Source organism: Pseudomonas sp. HK3 (assembly GCF_052920985.1).
Genome location: NZ_JBREXD010000003.1, coordinates 632,888 through 657,133, shown reverse-complemented (window position 1 = coordinate 657,133; position 24,246 = coordinate 632,888). Strand labels below are relative to the sequence as shown.

The 24,246-nt window shown below is 42.1% G+C and carries 20 protein-coding genes; 11 read left to right on the top strand and 9 right to left on the bottom strand.

The genetic code is table 11. From position 1 onward, the window contains the following. The first annotated feature begins 52 nt into the window (after positions 1–52). The gene (locus ACU6U9_RS18515; RefSeq protein ID WP_446736473.1) at positions 53–1,720 is read left to right on the top strand and encodes an AMP-binding protein; all 1,668 of its coding nucleotides are present in this window, start codon (positions 53–55) and stop codon (positions 1,718–1,720) included. A gap of 152 nt (positions 1,721–1,872) precedes the next feature. Here the strand turns inward: ACU6U9_RS18515 and ACU6U9_RS18510 are convergent, their stop codons facing one another. Then, the gene (locus tag ACU6U9_RS18510) at positions 1,873–2,157 is read right to left on the bottom strand and encodes a hypothetical protein (protein ID WP_446736472.1); all 285 of its coding nucleotides are present in this window, start codon (positions 2,155–2,157) and stop codon (positions 1,873–1,875) included. Between the two features lie 147 nt (positions 2,158–2,304). Here ACU6U9_RS18510 and ACU6U9_RS18505 point away from each other — a divergent pair, with 147 nt between their 5' ends. Next, a complete protein-coding gene (locus tag ACU6U9_RS18505; protein WP_446736471.1) occupies positions 2,305–3,114 on the top strand; it encodes an MBL fold metallo-hydrolase in 810 nt (269 codons plus the stop codon). Here ACU6U9_RS18505 and ACU6U9_RS18500 read toward each other — a convergent pair whose 3' ends face one another. From ACU6U9_RS18500 to ACU6U9_RS18490, 3 genes are read right to left on the bottom strand one after another with little or no spacing between them, the layout of a single operon-like run. Continuing rightward, positions 3,115–3,870 (bottom strand): class I SAM-dependent methyltransferase, encoded by a 756-nt coding sequence (locus tag ACU6U9_RS18500; protein WP_446736470.1) that lies wholly within the window; start codon positions 3,868–3,870, stop codon positions 3,115–3,117. Between the two features lie 22 nt (positions 3,871–3,892). Next, the gene (locus tag ACU6U9_RS18495; RefSeq protein ID WP_446736469.1) at positions 3,893–4,120 is read right to left on the bottom strand and encodes a hypothetical protein; all 228 of its coding nucleotides are present in this window, start codon (positions 4,118–4,120) and stop codon (positions 3,893–3,895) included. Further along, on the bottom strand, positions 4,086–4,784 hold the full coding sequence (locus tag ACU6U9_RS18490; protein WP_446736468.1) for an FAS1-like dehydratase domain-containing protein: 699 nt from the start codon (positions 4,782–4,784) through the stop codon (positions 4,086–4,088). Before ACU6U9_RS18490 ends, ACU6U9_RS18495 begins: the two co-directional genes overlap by 35 nt. A 196-nt stretch (positions 4,785–4,980) precedes the next feature. Here ACU6U9_RS18490 and ACU6U9_RS18485 point away from each other — a divergent pair, with 196 nt between their 5' ends. From ACU6U9_RS18485 to ACU6U9_RS18470, 4 genes are all read left to right on the top strand, one after another. Then, positions 4,981–5,988: an AraC family transcriptional regulator gene (locus tag ACU6U9_RS18485; RefSeq protein WP_446736467.1), complete on the top strand. Its 1,008-nt coding sequence runs from the start codon at positions 4,981–4,983 to the stop codon at positions 5,986–5,988. 174 nt (positions 5,989–6,162) lie between these two features. Beyond that, complete coding sequence (locus ACU6U9_RS18480; protein WP_446736466.1) at positions 6,163–7,512, top strand: OmpP1/FadL family transporter; 1,350 nt, start codon at positions 6,163–6,165, stop codon at positions 7,510–7,512. A 12-nt stretch (positions 7,513–7,524) separates the two neighbouring features. Then, positions 7,525–10,500 (top strand): Ig-like domain-containing protein, encoded by a 2,976-nt coding sequence (locus ACU6U9_RS18475; RefSeq protein WP_446736465.1) that lies wholly within the window; start codon positions 7,525–7,527, stop codon positions 10,498–10,500. 39 nt (positions 10,501–10,539) lie between these two features. Then, a complete protein-coding gene (locus ACU6U9_RS18470; RefSeq protein WP_446736464.1) occupies positions 10,540–13,644 on the top strand; it encodes an Ig-like domain-containing protein in 3,105 nt (1,034 codons plus the stop codon). A gap of 76 nt (positions 13,645–13,720) precedes the next feature. On the opposite strand, the gene cysZ is transcribed toward ACU6U9_RS18470, so the two are convergent. Continuing rightward, positions 13,721–14,461: a sulfate transporter CysZ gene (gene cysZ / locus ACU6U9_RS18465; protein ID WP_446736463.1), complete on the bottom strand. Its 741-nt coding sequence runs from the start codon at positions 14,459–14,461 to the stop codon at positions 13,721–13,723. A gap of 110 nt (positions 14,462–14,571) precedes the next feature. On the opposite strand from cysZ, the gene ACU6U9_RS18460 reads away from it, so the two are divergent. After that, positions 14,572–15,627, top strand: coding sequence for a nucleoid-associated protein (locus ACU6U9_RS18460; protein ID WP_446736462.1), 1,056 nt, complete (start codon positions 14,572–14,574; stop codon positions 15,625–15,627). A gap of 27 nt (positions 15,628–15,654) precedes the next feature. Here ACU6U9_RS18460 and ACU6U9_RS18455 read toward each other — a convergent pair whose 3' ends face one another. Together ACU6U9_RS18455 and chrA are read right to left on the bottom strand one after the other, a co-directional pair. Further along, positions 15,655–16,599 (bottom strand): MBL fold metallo-hydrolase, encoded by a 945-nt coding sequence (locus ACU6U9_RS18455; protein WP_446736461.1) that lies wholly within the window; start codon positions 16,597–16,599, stop codon positions 15,655–15,657. 94 nt (positions 16,600–16,693) lie between these two features. Beyond that, positions 16,694–17,842 carry a chromate efflux transporter gene (gene chrA / locus ACU6U9_RS18450; RefSeq protein ID WP_446736460.1) on the bottom strand — a complete coding sequence of 383 codons (1,149 nt, stop codon included), beginning with the start codon at positions 17,840–17,842 and terminating at the stop codon, positions 16,694–16,696. 232 nt (positions 17,843–18,074) lie between these two features. On the opposite strand from chrA, the gene ACU6U9_RS18445 reads away from it, so the two are divergent. Continuing rightward, the gene (locus tag ACU6U9_RS18445; protein ID WP_446736459.1) at positions 18,075–18,692 is read left to right on the top strand and encodes a 3'-5' exonuclease; all 618 of its coding nucleotides are present in this window, start codon (positions 18,075–18,077) and stop codon (positions 18,690–18,692) included. A gap of 103 nt (positions 18,693–18,795) precedes the next feature. Here the strand turns inward: ACU6U9_RS18445 and ACU6U9_RS18440 are convergent, their stop codons facing one another. Together ACU6U9_RS18440 and ACU6U9_RS18435 are read right to left on the bottom strand one after the other, a co-directional pair. Beyond that, on the bottom strand, positions 18,796–19,461 hold the full coding sequence (locus ACU6U9_RS18440) for an OmpW/AlkL family protein (RefSeq protein WP_446736458.1): 666 nt from the start codon (positions 19,459–19,461) through the stop codon (positions 18,796–18,798). 236 nt (positions 19,462–19,697) lie between these two features. Then, the gene (locus ACU6U9_RS18435; RefSeq protein ID WP_446736457.1) at positions 19,698–20,300 is read right to left on the bottom strand and encodes a TetR/AcrR family transcriptional regulator; all 603 of its coding nucleotides are present in this window, start codon (positions 20,298–20,300) and stop codon (positions 19,698–19,700) included. A gap of 155 nt (positions 20,301–20,455) precedes the next feature. Between ACU6U9_RS18435 and ACU6U9_RS18430 the strand changes: the two genes are divergently transcribed. Genes ACU6U9_RS18430 through ACU6U9_RS18420 form a run of 3 tightly spaced genes read left to right on the top strand, consistent with a single transcriptional unit; the run spans position 20,456 to position 24,162 of the window. Further along, positions 20,456–21,343, top strand: coding sequence for an SDR family oxidoreductase (locus ACU6U9_RS18430; protein ID WP_446736456.1), 888 nt, complete (start codon positions 20,456–20,458; stop codon positions 21,341–21,343). 2 nt (positions 21,344–21,345) lie between these two features. Then, entirely contained in the window at positions 21,346–22,968 is a 1,623-nt protein-coding gene (locus ACU6U9_RS18425; RefSeq protein WP_446736455.1) for an acyl-CoA carboxylase subunit beta, read from the top strand. A gap of 36 nt (positions 22,969–23,004) precedes the next feature. Then, a complete protein-coding gene (locus ACU6U9_RS18420; protein ID WP_446736454.1) occupies positions 23,005–24,162 on the top strand; it encodes an acyl-CoA dehydrogenase family protein in 1,158 nt (385 codons plus the stop codon). Positions 24,163–24,246: the final 84 nt, after the last annotated feature.

Here is a 24,246-nt window from a genome sequence, read left to right as displayed (position 1 = left end):
GCTAATGGTGAAAATAATAAAAACAATGCAATCAAAAACTGCCGAGGTGCCTATGCTAAGTCCGCTAGCCGCTTTTTATAAAGCTGTTGAAGAGCAACCTAATCGTGTCTACCTGCGTCAGCCTATTGATGGTGTATACCAAGAACTCACTTGGTGTGACGTTGAGGCTATTGCACGCAACATGGCCTTTCAGTTGACTGAGCTTGGTATTAATAAAGGTGACAAAGTCGCCATTTGGTCAAAAAACTGTGCACAATGGATTACGGCCGATTTAGCCATCATGATGGCGGGTGCCGTTTCTGTTCCCTTGTATCCTGGTCAATCTAAAAAGAGCGTTCAATACGTACTTGAGCACAGTGAAGCCAAAATTTTATTTGTTGGCAAGCATGATAATGATCAAGATGTTATTGATAGTATTCCTCAAGGGTTTTCCACCATAGGGTTTCCTTTTTACAGTGGTCAAGTAACTCACAGTTGGGATGATCTCGTTAGTAAGCCTGCAAGCTCAGAGTTTAAACCTCATCTAGCGGATTTAGACGAGATCATGACGTTAGTGTATACCTCTGGTACAACCGGTATGCCAAAAGGCGCGGTGCACACACACAAAGCATTTGCATTTGCGGCTAATAATTTTGTTGAGCATGTTGGTATTAAGAGTACGGATCGTGCGATTTCGTTTTTACCGTTAGCTCATGTGGCCGAACGTATGATTGTTGAAGGTCAAAGTTATTATGGCTGGTTTAGTATTTCATTTGTCGAGTCATTGGATAGTTTTGCCGATAATATTGTGAGTGTGAAACCGACATTGTTTTTTGCTGTACCAAGACTTTGGTCAAAATTTCAAGAGGGTATTCTTGGTAAATTAGGTGGTGAGAAAAAACTGGATCTTTTATTAAAAATTCCAATTGTTTCAAGTTTTATTAAAAGCAAAATTAAAAAAGGGTTAGGCTTAGATAAAGCACGCTTATGTGGTTGTGGTGCATCACCTATGCCTCGAGCACTACTTGAATGGTTTGACCGCATTGGTTTGCCAGTTATGGAAGGTTACGGCATGACTGAAAATCTTTGCTACGGCACCCTTAGCTTGCCAGAGCAAAGAAGTATTGGTGCAGTTGGTAAGCCATTTCATCAAAACAAAGTAAAAATAAGTGCAGAAGGTGAAATTTTATTTAAAAGCCCAGCGTTGATGCAAGGTTATTATAAAGACGAGCAGAAGACCCAAGAGGCATTTTTAGATGGGTATTATCGCACGGGCGATAAAGGTGAAGTGGATGCGCAAGGATTTTTAAGAATCACAGGGCGTGTAAAAGAATTATTTAAAACCACGAAAGGTAAGTACATTGCGCCATCACCTATAGAGGGTTTGTTAGTTTCCCATGTGGCTATTGAGCAAGCTTGTGTAATGGGTTCTGGGCGTAATCAACCGTTAGTTGTTATTGAATTGTCTGAAACGGCTCGCGCAATGGATAAAGCCGATGTGTCTTTATTGATTAAAGAGCATTTGGAGCAAACCAATGCACAACTTGAACATCATGAGCGTTTAGACTGCGCAGTTTTAACGCAATTGGCGTGGACTGTTGAGTCGGGTTTAATTACACCCACATTGAAAGTGCGTCGCGATACCGTTGAAGCGCGTTATCTTTCGTTGGTAGAAGATGGCAGTAAGGGTGTGATATGGGGCCCAGAGGAGCCTCAGCACGCGTCTAATCAAGCGGCATAGCGTTAGAAAAACAGCATTAATTGCGATTAAAGGCTCTGCTGAAAAGCTTGAGCCTTTTTTTGTGTCTGAGGATTTTGTGTCATATATTGTTTTATACCGTTATCTTTTATCTGATTCAAATTTTCATTCTAAAAGCGCCATCAATGTTTGGGTTATTGGCGAATATTAAATGTAAGCCAGTCTGCAATTAAGGCGCTGGCTAAGATTTGACGACCTTTATCAGCTTTTGCGCCCATGCGGGCTTGGTTCTCAATGAACATCAGGTGGTTCACGATTGTGAAGACCTCCTCTTCGCAAAATATCATAGAGGTATTGGTCTCATCTTGGGTCAATGAGGGGATGAGTGCCATATTACGTACTTTAAGAGCAAGGCTGGGCTGCACATGACGAAGCAGGTTAAAGGTAAGCTCTAAGCTGGGTTTGGGTAGGGATAGCATAGGAGACCTTATTAAATGGCTTTTATTTACTATAGTAGAAAAAAGCCATTTTGCTGTGAGCGCTTTTACCACTCAATTGGGTTTATTGTGCGATTGTAATCTAGGTCATATTTGGCATGATTTATCCATAATTATAAGGAATACGTCATGCCTATCCGTAAAACATATGAGTTTGAAAAAGTGACAGGCGCGAAGGTAGGGCGGTTTAATCAAGGGATTAATACTCAGTTTATTGTGTATCGTCTTGGTGATACCGTGATTGATACAGGCCCAAGCAACCAGTGGCGGTATGTAAAGCAGTTCTTGTCAAAGCAGCCGGTCGAACAATTATTGCTGACACATCATCATGAAGACCATAGTGGTAATGCCCATCGTATCTCAATGACTCATGGGGTTTTGCCTCGCGCACCAGAACTTGCGCAAGAGAAATTAGCAAGCGGTTATAAAACGCCGTATTTACAAAAGCTAATCTGGGGTTCTTTATTACCGGTTAAAACGCAAACACTCAAGGCAGAAGAAGCATTGGCCGACGGCAGTAAAATTATCCCAGTTCATACGCCAGGACACGCAAAGGATTTAACGTGCTTTTTTTTACCCGAGCAGGGCTATTTTTTTAGTGGGGATTTATTTATTGCTAAACGCTTAAAATTATTGCGTAGCGATGAAAACTTACAGCAATTGTTAGACAGCATTCAAGCAGTATTGAAGTTAGATTTTGGTACGTTATTTTGCCCTCACGGGGGTATTATCGAAAATGGCAAAGCGGCGTTAGAAGAAAAGCTAAAAAATATACTGGGGCTGTGCGATCAGGCCCAAACCTTAAGCAAGAAAGGTTTGAGCCTTGATGAAATTACTCATCAATTACTTGGCCCAGAAGATATAGTGGCCAAGTTAACGGGAGGAAATTTTTGTAAGGCGAATCTTATTCGCCAAGGATTAACGATTTCATTAGCTTAACTATTTGACGAACTTCAAGGTCATGCGGTCACTTTCACCAATGTTTAAGTATTTTTGTTTGTTTTGTTCGCCAAGACGCAAGCTTGGTGGCAGTGTCCATACACCTTTAGGGTGCTCTTTAGTATCCTTTTTATTAGCGTTAACTTCTGATTTAGCTTGTAATTTAAACCCAGCTTTTTCTGCCAGTGCAATGACATAAGCTTCTGTTACATAGCCTGACGCAATCATTTTCTCTATGGAGAAATCTTTGGGTGCACGGTGTTCGACAACGCCTAGAATACCACCAGGCTTAAGCGCTTTGTAAAAACTATTAAAGGCGGCTTGCTCACCTTTATTTCTCATCCAATTGTGTACATTTCTAAAGGTTAACACGCGGTCGACAGAGCCTTTTTCTGCAAAGTTAGTGATGTTAGGCGGCGCAAAGGTAGCCATTTTGATATTAGTAAACTCAGGCTGTTCGTTTTTACGCGCTTCAAACTTTTTTCGGCTATTGCTGAAAAATGCAACGGGTGAATCAATCGGAAAATGAGCGGCGATGAGTGTGCCTTCTGAAGACAGTATCGGAGCCAGTATTTCGCTATACCAGCCACCGCCAGGCCAAATTTCGACGATTTTGTGGTGAGGCTTTACCTCAAAAAAATCAAGAGTTTGCATTGGGTGGCGGTATTGATCTCTGGCAATATTATCAGAGCTGCGTAATGATTCTGCGAATACGCTGGTGCTGCATAGGATGAGTACTAAGTATATGAGTTTCATTGGGTTCTCTGGTCAGTGAAATTTATACGACGTTAGAGTCTTGGGCCCCCATATTAGTTTCAAATTTCCCACTTAACATAGGGCTATCGATAATATCTTGATTCAATACTGGGTAAATATTGAAATCTTGGTCTGTTTGAGTAAAAGCGATTTGATCGGGTAAGTAAACGGGTTTGTTAAATTGAATATAAATACGACTTGGAAATGAGAGTGGCTCAGGTTGCGCTTGAGCTGTTGCTTTCGCAGCCATACACATGCCATGGATAATGGTCTTTTTTAAAACCAAACAATTTTGCGGTCAGTGAATACAAATGAATGGGATTTAAATCCCCTGTGATTTTGGCGTATTGGCGACCTAAGTTGGCAGGTAATGACCATATTGATAAATTATTTGGTTGCTCAATTATTTTAAGATTTTTACTCCGCAGGCGCTGCATCGGTGCATTTTTTATTTGTCGATAAACATACGTGCTGGTGGCTTGCCATTTAAGTATGCCACTCACATAAACCTGTGTGAGCAGTGTGCAATTAATACCCTTGTTGTTTTTTTTGTAATCACTTAAACCCACTTTGATGGTGAGTTGGTCGCTTGGGTAAATCGGGCTGAAATATTCCACTTCATTGTCACGGTGAACCAATCCCATCACAGGAAAAGGCAGTTGCTTGTTTAGTAATAGTTCTAAGTGGAGCTTAAACGCCAGTACTTGCGGATATAAGGGCGATACGATCTCAGAGGCAGAGGTATCGCCACATAATGCTTTGTATTGTAAAAGCTGCTTTTGGTGAATTGCAGTATTAAGAACCAGTGTTGCGATATTAGGTTGTTGGGGTTGCGCAGAGTGCCTTTTGAATAAAGCGCGAGCATAAAGTGACAGTAATGATGGTGGGCTTACAAGTAGGGTTTCATGCATCATGAAGTATCCTGAGCGAGTATGTAATTAATCTACCTGTATTGTGAGAATAAAACATGACAAATTTGCGACAATGTTTAAGTGCCTAGTCAAATATAGTCAAACAAGTTTTGTGAAATGGATAAATGCAACTTGGTATTTGCTGAAAAATTCTGTTATTTTCAAGAACTTAAGGACCCATTGTTAATACGGAATGATAATGCGCGATGCGAGTATTTTGTTACGTCTAGTACATGAAGCCATGGTGGATATGAAGCTCGATGTGGCTAAAATTTACCAACAATGTGGCGTAACACGTGATCATATCGAAGATAAAAAGGCGCGTCTTAAGCACCGTGCCAATACGCGTTTTTGGCAGGTGGCTGAATCGGTTACGGGTGATCAATCGATTGGTTTACATGTGGCTGAGCATATCCCGTTATACAAGGGACAGGTCCTTGAGTATTTGTTTTTAAGCAGTCAAACATTCGGTGATGGCTTGAATAGAGCGCTTAATTATCAGCGTTTATTATCTGATGTGGCGCAATCTTACCTAGAAATAGAAAATGGTCAGGCCAGTCTTGTTTTTGATACCGCACTAGGTGATGAAGTTGATCATCATTTTATCGAATGCATTATGTTTGGGGTGATTCGATTTTTTAAAAGCTGTACTCAAAATTCATTCACCCCATTATCGATACAGCTCATATTTGATGAGCCCAGCAATAAACATGAATACGAGCGAGTATTTGCTAGACCAGTAGAATTTAATCAAGCCAAAAATGCCATCGTCTTTTCTGAATCTATCCTGAGTTTTCAATCGCAACATGCCGAACCAGAACTAATTGATTTACACCAAGAAGTGGCCGAAGCGCATGTTGCAAAAATTGAAAAACTAGATTTGGTGTACCAAATACGACAAGTATTGAGTAAACATTTGGATAAAAAAGAAGTTAACCTTGAGTTGGTGGCTCAATCATTGGGTATGAGCCCGCGCTCATTACGCACACAATTATCTACACTCAATACTAATTTTAACCAAGTGTTATCAGAATACAGAACGTTTCTGGCTAAGCGTTTGTTAGAACGTACGCAAGAGTCAGTAGAAGAAATATGCTATCTGCTGGGCTTTTCTGAAATCAGTGCATTTTATCGGGCCTTTAAGCGTTGGACCGGTATGACGCCAATTGAATACCGTAAAAAAATTCTAGAATCCAAAATTGTATGAGAATGTGACATCCGTTGTCTCATTTTACGCCATTGACCGAAAAGCACCCCTCAGCTGTCAGTAGTGCCAATGTAATCTCCCTATAAAGCATTATCATTTCAGTTATATGAATCAAGCTGTTTATTTGCTTGATCAAAAATAACAATAAAAATTATAAGTTGAAGTGGGCTCATCATGATTACATCTCGTTTTTTACGTCCTCAATTATTAGGCAGTGTTTTTACCACGGTTCTTTTATCTTCAAATTATGCGGTTGCCAGTATGGGAAACATCGCAACCACTTACGGCTTATTGCCTCAGGATATGGCGACATCGCAATCCTTTTCATTATTTAGCGAGCAAGTCAGTGCGTCTTATTATAATCCGGCCAGTTTGGCGCTAAGTGAACGAGGGGAATTAACCGTTGGTTTCCTACAAGCAACGCCAAGCTTAGAAGTGAGTTCAAATGGAGGTGCAAATCCGCCACAACGCAGCGGCACCGTACTGGAGTCAAACCAAACAGAAACGGTTCTATTAGGCATGAAAACCAACTTGACCAGCCTTACCAAATTTAAAACACCAGTTTACTTAGCAATGATGGCAGGAGTCGAGAAATACGGCCTTGAAATGTTAGCGTTTGAATCTAATAGCTCGCAAGAAGGGCAGTTTATGCAGTATGGGCAAAAACCGTTGTTCTTGTCGATTTCGGCTGCTGCTACGGTTATGCCGGGTTTTCATTTGGGCGCGGGTGTACGCGTTACCTTGCATGCGAAAGCCAATATGGTACTTGAGTCAGATTTAGCCGGAAATACGAACAGCGAAGAGCTTGAGGTAAGTGCAGAGCCTGTCTTTATTCCCTTGTTAGGCGCTTACTTTGATTTAGGTGATCTGCTGTGTGATGAGGGCGCGGCGTGTCTGTGGCAAGGCTTAGACTTTGCTTTCTCTTATCGTGGTGAAAGTGATACGCAAACTAAAGTGAATGCCAATGCAACCATTCCAGGTACGATTCCTGACCCAGGTTTGCCCCTTGTGGTGAGCACGCTAGATGCTTATCAGCCAATGATTGTGTCATTTGGAGTGCGTTATCATTTAACACCAAACTGGCAGTTGGCAACCACACTTGAATATCAAAACTGGGCAGAGCTTGAGAACAAACTGAAAGATGACACCATTAAAGATCAAGCCAATTTAGCATTTAAAGATGCCATTGTGCCAAGACTGGGGGCCCGTTATGAATATTCAAAAAATACCCATTTTTTAATGGGGTTAAGCTATGAAGAATCTGTGCTAGAAGATGGCCTGTCCCCTGATGTTAATTTATTTGATAACGATCGTTTAATTTTAGGCGGCGGTATTACCCATGAATACGGCGATACAAAATTCTTAGCGTTTCCTTTACGCATTGATGCGGCCTACCAATATCATCACTTAGTTGAACGGGATTTTGTATTGACGTCAAACGAAGTCGCTACAAGCCCTTATGAATCAGTAACGACATCGGGCGATGCCCATGTGATTAGCTTATCTTTCTCTATGATGTTTTAAGGGGGGGGGAATATGAAAACTATCTTATTAAAAGTACTGCTAGGCATTTATTTGGTTGGGCTGATAAGCGCTTGTAGCGAAGTCGATAACGACCAGAAAACAGATTTTTCAGGTTGGGAAAAATCCTATCTTGTTTATAGCTATCCGTTTGATGGGCAAAAAAATGTATCGGTTAAAACCAATGTGGCGTTAATGTTTAGCCATGAGATCGATGATATTTATTTGCAAAGTCACGTGTCATTACGCGATAAAAATGGCCAAGAAGTCAGTGGTCAAGTGAGTATTCAAGAAAACAGTGATAAGAGTTTGATGTTTACGCCAGATGCACAATTATTAGCTGGTGAAACGTATACATTAAATTATCAAGGGGTGACCAGTAAACTGGGTGAAGTTGAGTTTGGTAAAACCATTCAGTTTAATACCATCGGCGTGTCAAAAGATGCTCAAGTTGGCAGTGGTCGTGATGGCATAAACCCAGACCCACTTTGGTTTCATGTGACGCAAGCGTTTCCATCTGATGATTTACCGTTTATGGATTTTTCAGTGATCCATTTGACACTTAGTCATGCTGTGAATATCGCAACGGTTAAATTAGATAACGGTTTTAAGTTTGTAGAAGAAGGGCAGGCTCAGAGTGTGCCAGGTAAATTAATGGTCAAAGACCGCTATATTATTTTTGACCCAAAAAATGACTTAACACCAGGAAAAAAATATACCTTAAGTTTGGCCAATACCATAAAAAGTCAATCAGGGTTATCTATAGACGCACCTGCTTATCAAGCTAAAATCTATATTCCCCTTGATTCAAAGCCGCGTACAACCATGGTGCAAAGAATCAAAGGTGAAGCAGATAGTAATATTTCCCCTTTATCAGCATTGCCACGTAATTCAGTGCCAGTTAATTCTACCTTAATGGGAAATGTGATCAGTTATGCCAATAGTAATTATTATACAGAGTTGGCTTTTATTCCTAACTTTCCAGATTCATCGCCTTTTGTGATTCGAAAGGGCGCCGTGATTAAAGGCAGTAATATGCCAGTAGAAATAGGCGGTAAAGTCAGTGCGGGTTACACCACAGAAGAAATCTACTTAACGTTAATTACCGATGCGACAGGTTATTTAATTAATAACAAAAACAGTGATGATAAAAATGCACCGAAACAAGTTCAGATAGTGATGGATGTCGCCATGACGGCGCAGCACCCAAAAGCAAATGGTGGTTTAAGCCAAGATGTATTACACATTAATTTATTTGGTATCGCCCGCACAGAAAATGATGTGTTAGTCGTTGATACCGTGGGTGAAATCAACCCAACCTTGCTTGGTGTTGAAAAAGCCAATGGCTTGGTCTCATTCTTTTTAGAAGCCTATGCTGATCAAAAAAACGCACCAGTAAAAATACAGGATAAAACCTCTCCGCAATTACAGAGCTGGTTACCCGGTGATATTATTAGTCGAGTGGACCCTGCCGATGGAATCTTATTGATATTTACTGAGCCGCTCAGTCCTGAAAACTTACAGAAAGAAGTGTCCCTTATTCGCAACGGCAATGAATCTGTGCCGGTTACCGTGACTCACGATGGCAGTGCCGTCATCGTGAAGCCTCACGAGCCGCTAAAATACAATAGTGATTATATTGTACGTGTAGGAGGCGCTGTTGTGGATATGGCAAACAATCCAATAACAGCCCCTATGGAGCTGGCTTTTACTACACTTAACTATGATACCGCTGATTTAGCTGCGCCGTTAGTTGGCTCAATATACCCCGGCTATAACTGTCGATTAGTGGATGCTGATTTTATTAATAATATTGCTGGGCGCTGTGAAAGCGGAAAAGCGAGCGATGATACGTTTTCAGTTTTTAAAATCCCACAAAACCGTGAAGTACAAATAACATTTAATCAATTGATGAATACTAATACCTTTCTCTTGGGGCAAGCTTGTGATGACGGTGCCATTCGAGTAGAAGAAATTAATACAAACGGCGAATGCATCAAACCCGTTAGCGGCAGTATTCAATTTGACGCATCCCGAATTCGTTTTATGCCAAGCGTGCCTTGGCAAGATAATACGCTTTACCGAGTAGTATTAAACTCTGCGCAAACGTCATTATGTGATGGCATTGATCAAGTATTATGCAGTGCAAAAGGGTTGCCCCTAAGAACAAACCCATTAACACTCACGCTTGAAAATCGTGATCAGGGTAGTGCAGAAATGGCTATTCCATTTGTCGCCAGCGCCCCAGAGCAAACCAAGGTATTTAACCCGTTAAGTAAATTACCCGCAGGGGATGTGAATCGTAATTTCTCCCACGATGCTAGCGAAGGCATCGTACTTGAAAATGCATCACGCTTAGCGGTTGCTGGAACAAGTGGTTTAGTCAGCCAAGCACGAATGGGCTGTAAAACGGGCAGTTGCCCTAACCAAGATTATATTTATGTGAGCGGCTATTTACCAACAGACGTGGGAACGTTTAACGAAGCCATGGGTAAAATTCCGGTAGAACTTTACAGTCAAGCACTGATGACAACATCGGTCACTATGTATGCGAAGGCCCTTGGTTTTTGGTTGGAAAACCCAACGGGTCCACAAATTATGCGCATGCGCTCACGCTTTGATGAACAAGGCAATAGCCTGCCTGGAATTGGTTACATTTACTGGGACCCAGAACGCGACAACGAATACGGCACAAAAGGACAGGCTATGTTCGAAAGCACGATGGAAGTTTATTTAGATGCCCCAGGTTTAAAACCAAACATGTTGGGTATTGAACTTGATACAAATATGCATAGCTTGCCGCTTACTATTCAATTAAGAGGCCCGATTGTGTTTCTAGCGGACGGGCGTATGGAAATTCAATTAAAAAATGCACAAGCCGTTGATATAGGTGTGGTGATTGACTCACCACTGGGAAGCTCTGATGTTGATTTGGTGATACCTGAAGGTGAGTTGGCTATTACGTTAGTTTCAAAAATGGTAAAGAGCTAATAATCATAAATCAGTATTGGTTTCATATTAAGGAATAACATGATGACAATAATAAAAATATTCAGTGTGTTAATGCTTGTTATATTGTTGCAAGCCTGTGGCGGGCAAGAACAATCGGTGGATTTTTCACCTAAACGTAATGTTCAGCTATTAGAGAGTTCACCGGTAAATAAACAAGGTGGTGTTGCAATAGGCGAAGCCATTACGCTGATATTTTCAGGGGCAATAGATGATGAAGCTTTGCTCAATAGTATTCAGTTATTTAATGAATCAGCTGAACCTGTATCGATCAATGTTGAAGTTGATCCAACAAATGACAGTAAAGTGCTGATAACGCCTATGCAAATATTGTCATATGGTGAGCGTTATTATTTAGACTTTTCGGTGATGCTTTCAATTGTGGGTGTTCAAAGCGAATTAACTGGGGTTGAATTCACCACGCGCTCTGAGAAAAGTTTAGTGGATATTGATCCGAATAACCCAATACCAACAGATCCTGACCCTGTCGATCCAGATCCAGTTGATCCCGACCCAGTGGACCCCGACCCAGTGGACCCTGATCCGGTTGACCCCGATCCAACGGATCCTGTGGCTAATGAGCAAGACATCAACGGTGACGGTGTCGTCACACCAGAAGACACGGTTTATGTGCCAGTTGAATACGACGCAACCCAGTTTTATATTACAGAGAGCTTTCCTCAAGGTGATTTACCCTATCTCGACATATCTGTATTTCACTTTACGTTAAGCCAAGTAGTGGATGCAAAAACAGTGGTGCTTGGTCAAAGCTTTAGTTTAATGAAAGAAGGTGAAGTTGATACGGTCTCAGGAACACTTTTAGTCAAAGGCCGATACATAAGTTTTGACCCAGATGCTGATTTAGACAGCAGTGCTCAGTACACACTTAGTATGACAAACAATATTAAAAGCGTATCGGGTTTAGTGTTGAATAGCGGTGATTATGCAGCAAAAATATTTACGCCACGCTCCACAATGCCAAGGCTTGATATTGTACAAAAAATATTTGGTGAAGACGGCGGTCCGGCTTCCCCTGTAAATGCTAAAACTCGAAACTCAGTAGAAGTGCACTCTCAATTGATTGGCGAAAATGTCAGTTATGCTCAAGGCGATTATCATGCCGAACTTTCACATGTGGGTAATTTTCCTGATGTATTGCCGTTTGTGATTCGTAAAGGTTCAGTGATTACATTGTCGTCGATGGATGTGAATATTGGTGGTGAGTTTTCAGCGGGTTTTATGACGGAAAACATTTACTTAACACTGATCAGTGATGCGGTGGGTTATTTAACACCACATGACAGTGGCACTGGATTTAATCGTAAACTGAGTATGGTGATGGATACCGCCATGACCGCTACAAACCCACTTGCCAATGGCACATTGAGCCAAGACGTTTTGAATGTGAATTTAGGCGGGCTTGCCGTCATTGATAATGGCGTAATGGTTGTCGATGCCATTGGTGATATTTCCATGTCGCTTTTAGGGTTAGAAAATGTTCCCGCGACGGCTAGTTTTTTCTTAGAAGGTTACGCCTCTCCAGAAAGTGCACCAGCCAAAGAAATTGATACGACTAAGCCGTCATTACACAGCTGGGTGCCCGGTGAATTAGTCAATCGCTCTAAATTGAGTGATCCTATTTTATTGACCTTTAATGAGCCGTTATCGACTAAAATGATAGCGCAAAATGTGAAATTACTGGACGGCTCTGGTTTGCAAGTGCCTGTGTCAATCACACAAGATGGCAGTGCATTGGTCATAAAACCAGATACTTCTTTAAGCCCAGGTACTAACTACACCGTGCAGGTGAATGGCGATACTCAAGACTTATCCGGTAATACATTGGATGACCCCATTCTTTTATCGTTCGCAACAGAAAGCTTTAATACCTCTGCATTGACGGCCCCTCTTGTTAGCAGTGTGTATCCTGGTTTTAACTGTCGCTTAACCGCAGCTGACTTAGCGAATGATGTTGCAGGGCGTTGCAGTGGCGGTTTAGAAAGTGATGATTTATATAATATTTTTACTTTGCCAAGTAATCGCCCCATTGAAATTAATTTTAGCCAGCTCATGAAAAAACAAACACTCACGCTGGGCAATGAATGTGGTCAAGGTGCATTTAGAGTCGAGCGCATTGATTCATCAGGTAATTGCCTAGGCGTGGTTGCGGGCGATATTCAGTTTGATCAAAGTCGTTTAGTCTTTATGCCCAACGAGCCGTGGCAAGAAGGCACCTTGTACCAATATACATTGTATTCGAACAAATCCACTTCATGTGATGGCAGCGATGGTGTTCCTTGTAGTATTTACAATGTGCCGTTAAACGCTAAACCATTGAAACTGAAATTAAGTAATCGCACAGAAGGCAGTAATGCTATGCGCATGCCATTTTATGGCGCGCCGTCTAAAACATCCCATGTATTTGGCACCATGAGTCAAATGCCTACAACAGATGTGAATCGTAATTATACCTTCGACAGTAACGAAACACCGGTCGCAAAAAACGCATCTAAATTGTGGGTGCAATCAGTTGAAGGGCTTGTGAGCGAAGCACGTTTGGGCTGTAAAGCGGGCAGTTGTGAGAATAACCAAAACATCTATGTATCGGGCAACTTGCCCACGGACATTGGTGAATACGATGCAGCGAATGATCGCATTCCTGTCACCATTTATCCGCAAGCATTAATGACCACATCCATTACCATGTTTGCAAAGGCCATTGGTATTTGGTTAGAGAATCCAACTGGCCCTCAAGTTATGCGAGTAAGGCATGACTATGCTGACGGTAAGTCAGTGCCTAATACGGGTTATATCGTGTGGGATGAAGAGCACCAGCAAGCGTATTTTGAAAGCACAATGAATGTGTATTTAGATGCGCCGGGTTTGGCACCTAAAGTTATCGGTATTGAAATGGACACCAATATGCACAGCTTACCATTGACCTTGAATTTACGTGGGCCAGTATTATTTTTACCCGATGGCCGAATGGAGATAGAGCTGACGAACTTACAAATGGTCGATATCGATGTGTTTATTGATACACCGTTCAGTGACTCAACGGTGTATTTGAAAATACCAAAAGAAGCGTTAATTATTAATTTAGTATCAAGCCCTGTGAAACATTAATCGCAGGCCTTAAAGTGTAATAATAAAACGGTTTTAAAAAGCATGAGGCGTTTGCCCACCCATTGGGTGGGCTTTTTTATGACGGCTTAATTTGTTTTTCTTGAATCATTAATGGGTAAATATCTTTAATCCAAAATTGTGTGCCGGCAGCGACAGCAAGTGGCATGACAAAAATATTCACAACTGGAATCATAGACAATAACGTTACGGTACCACCAAAGCTGAAGGTGTGAAAAGTAGGGCGCTTGGCGAGCTTTCTTAAATCATTAAAATCTTGTTGGCAGTTATCCGCGCCATAATCTAAATATTGAATCGCAATGCACCAACTGCCCCACATAAAGGCTAAGACAGGCACAACTAAATTCACAAACGGGATAAAGCTTATCAGCATTAATATAAGGGCAACGGCAAAGCCATAACTTATAAAATAACTGAGCTTAACCACTTCACGCCAAAGGGTACGCATAATAACATGGGTGATGGTTTCCCCTTCTGGCATTGGGATACCGTTGTCGCGTTGAATCTTTTCGGCTAACAGCCCATTAAAAGGGGCTGCGATTAAGTTGGTAATGAGCGTAAAGCTTAAACCGTAAAGAATCAGAAAAGCCAAGCCGAATACCAACCAAAGCATCCACGCCATAAAATGCAACCAGCTAGGAATGTAATTTAAGGCAATATCAATAACGTCTGAAAATAATGTGATGACAACACTAGTGAGTATGACAAATAAAACCATGTTTGCGACTAACGGAATTAAGATGAATTTACGGTAGCCAGGGTGCATTAATGTTCGAAATGCGCTGTATAAATGATGCATATTGATTTTCACGGGCTAGATTACAAAGATGGCCAACTTTAGCCATATCTGAGCTACGCCACAAGGGGTGTGGTAGAATATGCGCACCTATTTAATGCGTGTTGTGATTTATGCCTGTTACCCATTTTATTACTCATCAAATCGATAAAGACCCTAAAGCCGCAGGGGCCTTGGTGAAGTGTTCAGAAAATGATAATTTTCAAGAAGATCACGCGGCGAAAGTCATGGCCCAGTTACGTAATATCTTCATTGGCCGTGCCAGCAAGCGCTATGGTGAATTTGGCCCAGAAGCCCCGCAATTTAAAGGCTTGATGTTAGATTGGTTGAATAATAAACAGTCTTTTGTTTCGTTAACGCAACGATTAACCAAATTATTCTGTGAAAAATTCGATAATACCCAGCTTGAAGTGGATGGTTATTTGGCGTTTATGGCTGAGCAATTAGCCGATGGTGATCGCTTTTATGTGTATCACTTGCGTGAGAAATCCAACGTGGCATTGAATGAAAACCGTGAATTAACAGAGACCCGTTATATCGATTTTTCTAATACAGGTTTTGCTCTGTGCCTAGATACTACTGCGTTACAGCAGGGTGATGCGACAAAATATTTGAGTTTTAGCTATGGCCGTGGTGAAAAAGCCGTACAAAATTTGTTCTGTGAGTTTTGTGGTTTTAACGACACAGTGAATGTAGAACAAGAAACCCAAGAGTTTTTAAAAATCGTAGAAGCTTACACCAAGGAACTGCCAGAAGAGCAAGCCAACGAGACTCGCACAAAGGTGGTTGAGTTTTGCATGGAGCAAGATAAATACGGTTCAGCGGTTGAGTTTAAAGCGCTATCTAATGAACTTGATGAACAAGCGCCGCAAAAATTTGAACAGTTTGTACAGCAAAAACGTCAAGAAATTCGTCAGGCAAACCCTGAGCAATCAGAAGCTGAGGTTGCTGAAAAAACAGAATTTATCCCTGACCGTAAAAGCTTAAAAAACTACATTCGTTACAGCGGTAAAAACAAAGATGTAACCTTAAGCTTTTCGGCCATGGCACTGGGCGGTGATGTGCAGTTTAATCAAAATAATAATAGTTTGATGATTACTAACTTGCCTGCGCGTTTGTTAAAACAATTGAAGCATGAAGCGGGTCTGACATCCGATACTGAGTCTTAAACTTGAGTCTTAAGCCTGAAAAATAAATTAATAACAAAACCCTGGTTGGCCGATTAATGCATCGTTTGCACGGCCTGCTAGGGTTTTATTGCTCATCAGCGTATCAAAATCAATGAGCGATAGTGCCTGTGGTTGTTCAAACCAAGGCTTAAAGAAGTTTTCCCAATGAATAAAAATGATTTCACTAGGTTCAAGCTGTTTAATTAAACCTGTAGGGTAATTATCGACGTGGTCAAAGGATGCGGCCGCCAGAAATACTTTGTCAACTTTAATGCCATCTTTAAGATCCGGCACACCAATCGGAAATGCAGAAGCAGACGTTTGCACAAAAATGCGTTGTGTGACTTTTTTGCCATTTTTAGCGGTTAAAAAATCCACAATCCAATTAATGTTCGTGCCCTGTGACCATTGCCAAACATATTTTGGGGCGTCTTCTACTTCATGCTCATGATTGTGTGGAAATAAGTTAATGCCCAGTGCTTGGGGCGCATGTTCTGATGGTGTTGCCATGACTCTTATCCAGCCTTCGGCAACTGATCGCCATTGCCCAAAATCATTTTTGGTTAGCCCTGTAATGTGAGAGGCATCCATTTTACTGGCAAGTAAAAACTGAGTGCTTTGGCTGCTTAATATTTGTGCATCGTTTGCTAAGTAGCCTGTAATAGCGGGCACGTCTGCGGCATGATCATAATGGCCATGGCCAATTAACACGGTATTTACGGTGTTATTTGCATCGCCAAGCGCTGTTGTAATGTGGATTTTGTTTGATGTGTAAGGGGTAAAACTTGCGATATCCCAAAACGATTGAGGACTGTAAAAAGGGTCTGTGAGTAGTCGTTTTCCTTGATAATGAATGTCCAATGCGCCTACACCTAAATAACGAATGGCAGGGATTTTTTTGTCAGTTGTGCAGTTATAGGCAAACACGGGCAGTGACAAAAAGAGGCTAATAAACAAGATTAGGTGTTTCATGGACGGCCTCTTTGTATTTACAAAATAAACGCGCAGTTTCAACTGCGCTTCATTGCAATTTAATGAATGCTTTTATGCCGGTAATTAGTGTGTGTTAAGCAAGCCATGTTTTAGCCGCGCTTACTAAAACAGCCAACAATAAGATCCAAAGAATAGGCAGCTTAATAAAGCGTAATAACACAAAGCCAATCGTGGCTAGTGCTAAGTCTTCTTTGCTATGAATAGCGGAGGTAAAAATAGGGTCATAAAGAGTGGCAAATAAAAGCCCCACAACGGCGGCATTAACGCCATTCACAAGCCCGGCTACTTTTGGTTTTTGTGCAATGACTTGCCAGTGCTTATGTAAAGCGAGAATCAAAATAAAGCCCGGCAAAAATATCCCTGCCGTGGCGATTAATGCACCTAGCCAAGCTTGTGTGTGCGACAGTGCCCCTAAGTATGTGGCAAAGGTAAACATGGGGCCAGGTATCGCTTGTGCGGCGGCATAACCCGTTATAAAGGCATTTTCACCAATGCTGGCTGCAAAATAATCTTGCAGTAAGGGTAATACCACATGGCCGCCACCAAAGACTAAGCTGCCTGCAATAAAGGTTTGCTCAAATAATTCAGGCAGCGGGAGTACGCCACTTAAAATTAAAATAAATAGACCCGTAAATAACGCCAGTGGCCACCAAGTGACTTTGACGGTATTGCTCATAACATTAGAACGGTCTTTTTGCAATGCGACACTGCCATAAATGGCGGCAACGATAAGGCATGTAATTTGAACAAACGGGTTGGGTATTAACCATATCGCACATGCGGTTAAAGTGGCTAATACAACGGTGCTGGTGTTATGGCAAAAGTTTTTGGCCATACCTAAAACAGCATCAAGCACGACAAATACGGCAAATATTTTTAATACGTTGATGAGTTCAATTGCAAAAGGTGCTTGAGTAAATTGGCTTAACCCAAGGGCAATGGCCAACATGATCATAAAAGAGGGCAGGGTGAATCCGATAAACGCCAGGATACCGCCTAATAACCCCATCTTTTTTAAGCCAATTGCAAACCCTACTTGGCTAGAACCTGGCCCGGGTAAAAATTGGCTTAGAGCGATTAACTGACTGTATTCGTTATCGCTTAGCCATTTACGCTGCTCAACAAATACCGTTCTAAAATAACCAAGATGTGCAGCCGGGCCGCCAAAGCTGGTGCAACCTAACATGAAAAACTGAATGAAAAGTGAGAGTGCCGCTTTCATACTTTTGCTCTTTGAATTCTAAACGAAGCAATCTTAGCAAGTTGAAAAGCAGAATGTTACTACTGTTGGGCACAAACCTACCCTTAGCTGAATAGTCATTCCCATATGCTGGCTATGCAGGTTACAAGCGTTTAGGTGGTGAAAGCACTGCCTGCTGTATTTTTTGATAATGTCGATCTCTAAGCTTATTTGTTACACTTGAAATTACTATCATCATGCCAAGATATTCACCATGCGCGCCGACTCCTTAATTATTCTCGATTTTGAAACCACTGGTTTATCACCTGATATGGGCGACCGCGCCATAGAAATTGGTGCTGTGCGTTTAGAAAATGGTCAAGTGGTGGATAAATTTCAGGCGCTGATGAACCCGGGCTTTCGCGTATCGGGTTTTATTGCCGATTACACGGGCATTACCAATACCATGCTGGCTGATGCGTTAAGTTGCGAGGAGGTTATGCATGACTTTGCGGACTTTATACAAGGCTCAAACTTAATAGCGCATAATGCATCGTTTGATAAACGCTTTTTAGATGCTGAATTAGCCCGTATAGGTCGTTGCTATGATGGGGAGTTTTCGTGTTCGCTATTGGTGTCGCGACGTGTGTTTCAAGATGCGCAAAGCCATAAATTAGGTGAGCTTGTGGGTTATACCAACGTCGAAAGCGGCGGAGAGTTTCACCGAGCTTTATATGATGCTGAAATGACTGCCAAGGTGTGGCTTGCCATGTTGGAATACATCGGTGAGCGTTACGGAGCATTTGATCTAAGTTTCGAGAAAATTAAAACGTTGGCCAAAACCCCAAAAAAATCAGTGAATAAATTACTGGCTGATTGGGCGAGTATTTAAGGTTCAGTTATGAGCATGACCTACATACCACTCATAATTGTATTGTACAAAACTCAGGCACAAAAAAGCCCGCAAAGGGCGGGCTTAATATGAGAGGGTTATTTTAGAATTTATAACCAAAGTTAACGCGGTAAACCATTGGGTCTAAGTCATAGTCAACGTTCAACTCACCTGCAGTGCCTTTAAGCGTGGCAGTGGTGCCAATTTTTGCATACATAGCGGAAGCGTTCACAAACATATTTTCGTTAATGTTATAATCGATCCCCGCTTGTACGGCTAGGCCGAAAGATTCATCTAGGTCTAGTTTGTCATAGCCTAGTGCTTTTGCATCTTTACCCGCTTTTTCGTCAAAGAAAACGGTAATGTTTAAGCCGCCACCAACGTAAGGCTGAATAGCCGATGTTTTATCCATGAAATAATATTGTGCGCTGATGGTTGGTGGTAAATGTTTTACTTCACCAAGGTCTGCCCCTGGTGCACCAAGCGTACCGTCTTTTGCTGTGATGTCGTGTGTGAATGGGCTTGCACCTAATACTTCGACGCCAATGTTATCGGTGATCATGTACGTTGCAGAGATACCCAGTTGAGTGTTGTCGTTTGCTTTTACTGCTTGGCCTGGTACTTCATCAATATCGTCTGATTTCTTTTCTGGATTAACCGAAGCCGTACCCACACGCATTAAAATATCACCTGCTTCATAAGCCATAACAGGTGCACTTAACATCATTGCAGAAGAGATTAAAAGAATAGGGGCGTTTAGTTTTTTCATCAGGGGTTTCCTTAGATTTCCCGTGGGTTTTTCTGCATATTAGGGGGATTTGAAATGGTACGAGTGATCTAAATCAATTGTTTGACGCAAAATAACTTATTATTTTTTAAGCGAAATAAAGCTGATTTAAAACAATATGTAATGTTTCAGATTGGTATAGAAAGGGTTAATGGGGAAAGACTCCCCATTAAAAAAATGATCAGATAAAAGCAGTTTTGGTTGCTGAATGTACAAAACTATTTAATGGCCAGTTTCAGAGTTTGCTCAGCAAGTGCGTCTAACGTTAAGTCGCCATCTGGGCGGTACCACGTGGTTGTCCAGCCTATGGCTCCGGTTAACAGTCGTCTTAAAATAAAGGCATCATGTTCAACGTGTCCTTCTTTTTTACCTTGTTCAATGCTGCTTAACCACAGGCTTTCATATTCATCGCGTAATTGCAGAATGTATTTTTGTTTGTCTTGGCTAAGGCTGCGCCATTCGTAAACCAAAACCCCCATGGCTTCACCTGTGTCGGTATGAATTGACGCAAGCTCGCAAGTAATTAAGGCTAATAATTGATCGGTGGCGCTATGAGCATGTTTAAGCGCCTCATGCATACGCGCAATATTAATGATGATAGTTTCTTCCATCACACATAACAAGATTGCCTCTTTGCTTTTAAAATGATGAAACAGACTGCCAGATTGAATGCCCACCGCTGCACCTAATTCACGAACTGTGGTGCGCTCATAGCCCTTGGTTTTAAATAAATGTGCCGCGGCACGCATTAAGCGGCCCTTGGCACTTTGTGGATCTGTGATCTTACCTGACGCCACTAGCTCGTTTAGCACTTCATCCACGGTTTATTCCTTAAAAGTTGTCATATTTGGCCATTATTTATGAAACATTTGGTATTGTAAACCAAGCGCTTGCTTGGTAGTGTGGTTTTATTGAATAATTACTGAATGTATTTGGGGTGAAACTCAGTCCCCAGCAAGGTCGTAAAGGAAGCTAAATGTCATATAACAGTGTGTTTAAACCGGATTTATTTGCCAGTACCGTTATGGTGGTAACCGGTGGCGGTAGCGGCATAGGTCGCTGCTGTGCCCATGAATTAAGCCACTTAGGGGCTCATGTAGTCTTAATTGGACGCAAAGAAGATAAGCTGAAAAAAGTTCAAGCTGAAATCATTGAAGACGGTGGCAGTGCCGATTATTGGGCTTGTGATATTCGCGAAGAAGAATCCGTAAAAGCCACTGTAAAAGCCATTAAAGAAAAACATGGTGTCATTCATGGCTTGCTTAACAATGCAGGTGGTCAGTATCCAGCACCTTTGGCGGCCATTAATCAAAAAGGCTTTGAAACCGTCATGCGCACTAATTTAGTGGGTGGCTTTTTGTTTGCCCGTGAAGTGTACAACCAGTCAATGGTGAAAACCGGTGGCAGCATTGTAAATGTCATTGCAGATATGTGGGGTGGCATGCCTGGCATGGGTCACTCAGGTGCAGCACGTGCAGGTATGGAGAACTTTACTAAAACGGCGGCATTCGAATGGGGTCAATCGGGTGTGCGCGTCAACGCAATCGCACCGGGTTGGATTATTTCAAGTGGCATGGATACCTATGAGGGCGCCTTCAAAGCCATTATTCCACAACTAGAACAAGCCGTGCCGCTATCACGCATGGGCACAGAATCGGAAGTGAGCGGTGCAGTTAGCTTTTTATTAAGTGAAGCATCTGCGTTTGTGAGCGGTTCAACCCTGCGGATTGATGGCGCAGCGTCTTTGGGTAACCGTATGTGGCCATTGCCTAAAGCCAAAAATAACGCGCCTTATAATGGTTTTCACCGTGCGGTGATGCCAGACGTCTTGCAAGACAAAAATAACGATAAGCAGGAGGCCTAATTATGCCCGTATTGCAGTCCGAGATTGATGTTCATGGTGTTGGTTTTAAAACCAATGGTGAAGCCATGCAAAAATGCATTGATGAATTTCGTGCCATTGAACAAAAAGTGATTGAAAAAGAATTAGCCAGTACCGAAAAATTCATTCAGCGTAAAAAACTATTACCCCGTGAACGTTTAAATCGTTTGTTAGATGCAGGCTCGCCATTTTTAGAAGTGATGGCATTGGCGGGTTATAAAATGCATGACGACAAAGACGGCAGTGGTGCAGGGGGCGGTATTATTGCAGGCATTGGTTATGTGGCGAACATCCGTTGCATGATTGTAGTCAATAACTGCGCAATAAAAGGCGGCACTATTTCACCAGCGGGTTTAGATAAATCCCTGCGTCTACAAGAAATCGCTCAAGAAAATAATTTACCTGTCATCAGTCTCTCTGAAAGCGGTGGTGCAAACTTAAATTATGCCACGGATATTTTTGTGAAAGGCGCTAAAGCCTTTGCAAACCAAGCACGCATGTCTGCTCAAGGTTTACCGCAAGTGACAGTGGTGCATGGTAATGCAACAGCGGGTGGTGCGTATCAACCGGGTTTATCTGACTGGGTTGTATTAGTACGCGGCAAAGCAAAAATGTTTTTAGCCGGCCCACCACTTTTAAAAGCGGCAACCGGTGAAGTCGCCACAGACGAAGAACTTGGCGGTTCAGAAATGCATGCGCAAATTGCCGGTACGGCGGAGTATTTAGCAGAAAACGATGCAGACGGTATTCGCATTGCTCGCGAGATCATGCAAAGCCTACCATGGAATGATCAAGTTGATGCCAGCGCATTAAAACCCAATTTATACGAGCAACCGCTTTATGCGCCAGATGAACTTTTAGGTGTGGTGCCAGCGGATGCAAAACAGCCCTATGACGTACGTGAAATTTTAGCGCGTATTGCAGATGGTTCTGAATTTTTAGATTTTAAAAACGAATACGACAACCAAACTGTGTGTGGGCGTATCAAAATCGAAGGTCATGCGGTTGGCATTATCGGTAATAACGGCCCCATTACACCAAAAGGCGCGGCGAAAGCGGCACAGTTTATTCAACTATGTGAGCAGAGTAATACACCGCTGCTGTTTATTCATAACACCACAGGTTTTATGGTGGGCACGCAAAGTGAACAAAATGGTGTGATTAAACACGGCTCTAAAATGATTCAAGCAGTAGCCAATGCTACCGTGCCTAAAATTAGTATTAATGTGGGCGGTTCATACGGCGCGGGTAACTATGCCATGTGTGGTCGCGGCTTAGACCCTCGTTTTATCTTCGCATGGCCAAACAGTAAAACCGCCGTAATGGGTGGGGCGCAAGCGGGTAAGGTGTTACGTATTGTGACCGAAGATAAGCAACGCAAAATGGGAATGGAACCAGACCCTAAAATGCTCGACACCATTGAGTTAGCAACGGCTCAAAAGTTAGATGCAGGTTCGACCAGTTTATTTGGAACCGCCCGTTTATGGGATGACGGCATTATTGATCCACGTGATACTCGTCGCGTATTAGGCTATTGCTTAAGTATTTGTAAAGAAGCACAGGCCCGCACACTGCAACCAAATTCATTCGGCGTGGCCCGTTTGTAAGTATTTATATTTTTAACTCTTTTTAAGGATAGCGACATGATCATTACACACGAACACAAAGAAATTTTCCGTACGATGAAAAATTTCGTTGAAAACGAAATTAACCCAAATGTAGCCGAATGGGAAAAAGCAGGCGCGTTTCCTGCCCATGAAGTCTTTAAGAAAATGGGTGACCTTGGTTTACTGGGTATTAATAAGTCTGAAAAATACGGCGGCATGGGATTAGACCATTCTTATAATATTTATGCAGCTGAAGCATTAGGTTATGCCACCTGTGGTGGTGTGCCGTTAGCCATCGGTGTGCAAACCGATATGGCAACGCCAGCCATTGAAAAGTTCGGTAGCGATGAATTAAAACAAGAATTTTTAGCCCCCGCTATTGCTGGCGATTTTGTTGCGGCTATTGCCGTATCTGAAACGGGTGCCGGTTCTGATGTGGCCGGACTTAAAACCACCGCTAAAAAAGACGGTGATGATTATATTATTAACGGCTCAAAAATGTGGATTACTAACTCCACGCAAGCGGACTTCTTTTGTGTGTTAGCCAATACCAGTGATGATAAGCCACACAAAAACAAATCATTAATTATTGTGCCTGCCAATACCAAAGGTGTAAGCGTTGGTGAAAAGATCGATAAAATTGGTATGCGCTCAAGCGATACCGCTCCTGTTTATTTTGATGATGTGCGTGTGCCTCAGCGTAATCGCATTGGTGCAGAAGGCACGGGTTTTATGCTGCAAATGCTGCAGTTTCAAGAAGAACGGTTATGGGGTGCGGCCAGTGGTTTGATTACGCTTGAACAATGCGTTGAAAAAACCATCGAGTACACCCGTGAGCGTAAAACGTTTGGTCAGCCATTGATTAACAATCAATCCATCCATTTTCGTTTGGCGGAATTGCAAACCGAGATCGAACTGCTGCGTTCATTAACGTATCGCGCGACTGAATTAATGATTCAAAAGCAAGATGTTACCAAGCTTGCATCTATGTGTAAGTTGAAAGGCGGCCGCTTAATTCGTGAAGTGGCAGATAGCTGCTTGCAGTATTGGGGCGGCATGGGCTTTACCATGGATAACCCAGTTTCTCAGGTTTATCGCGATGGCCGTTTGGCGTCTATCGGCGGCGGGGCGGATGAAATCATGCTCGGTATTATTTGTAAGTATATGGATATTTTACCTAAAAAAATGAAATAGACGTTACATTCATTGCTTTGGCTAGTTTAAAAACTAGCTAGTCAAAGTTATACGGTTAATACCTTTGGTATTATAAAAATGATT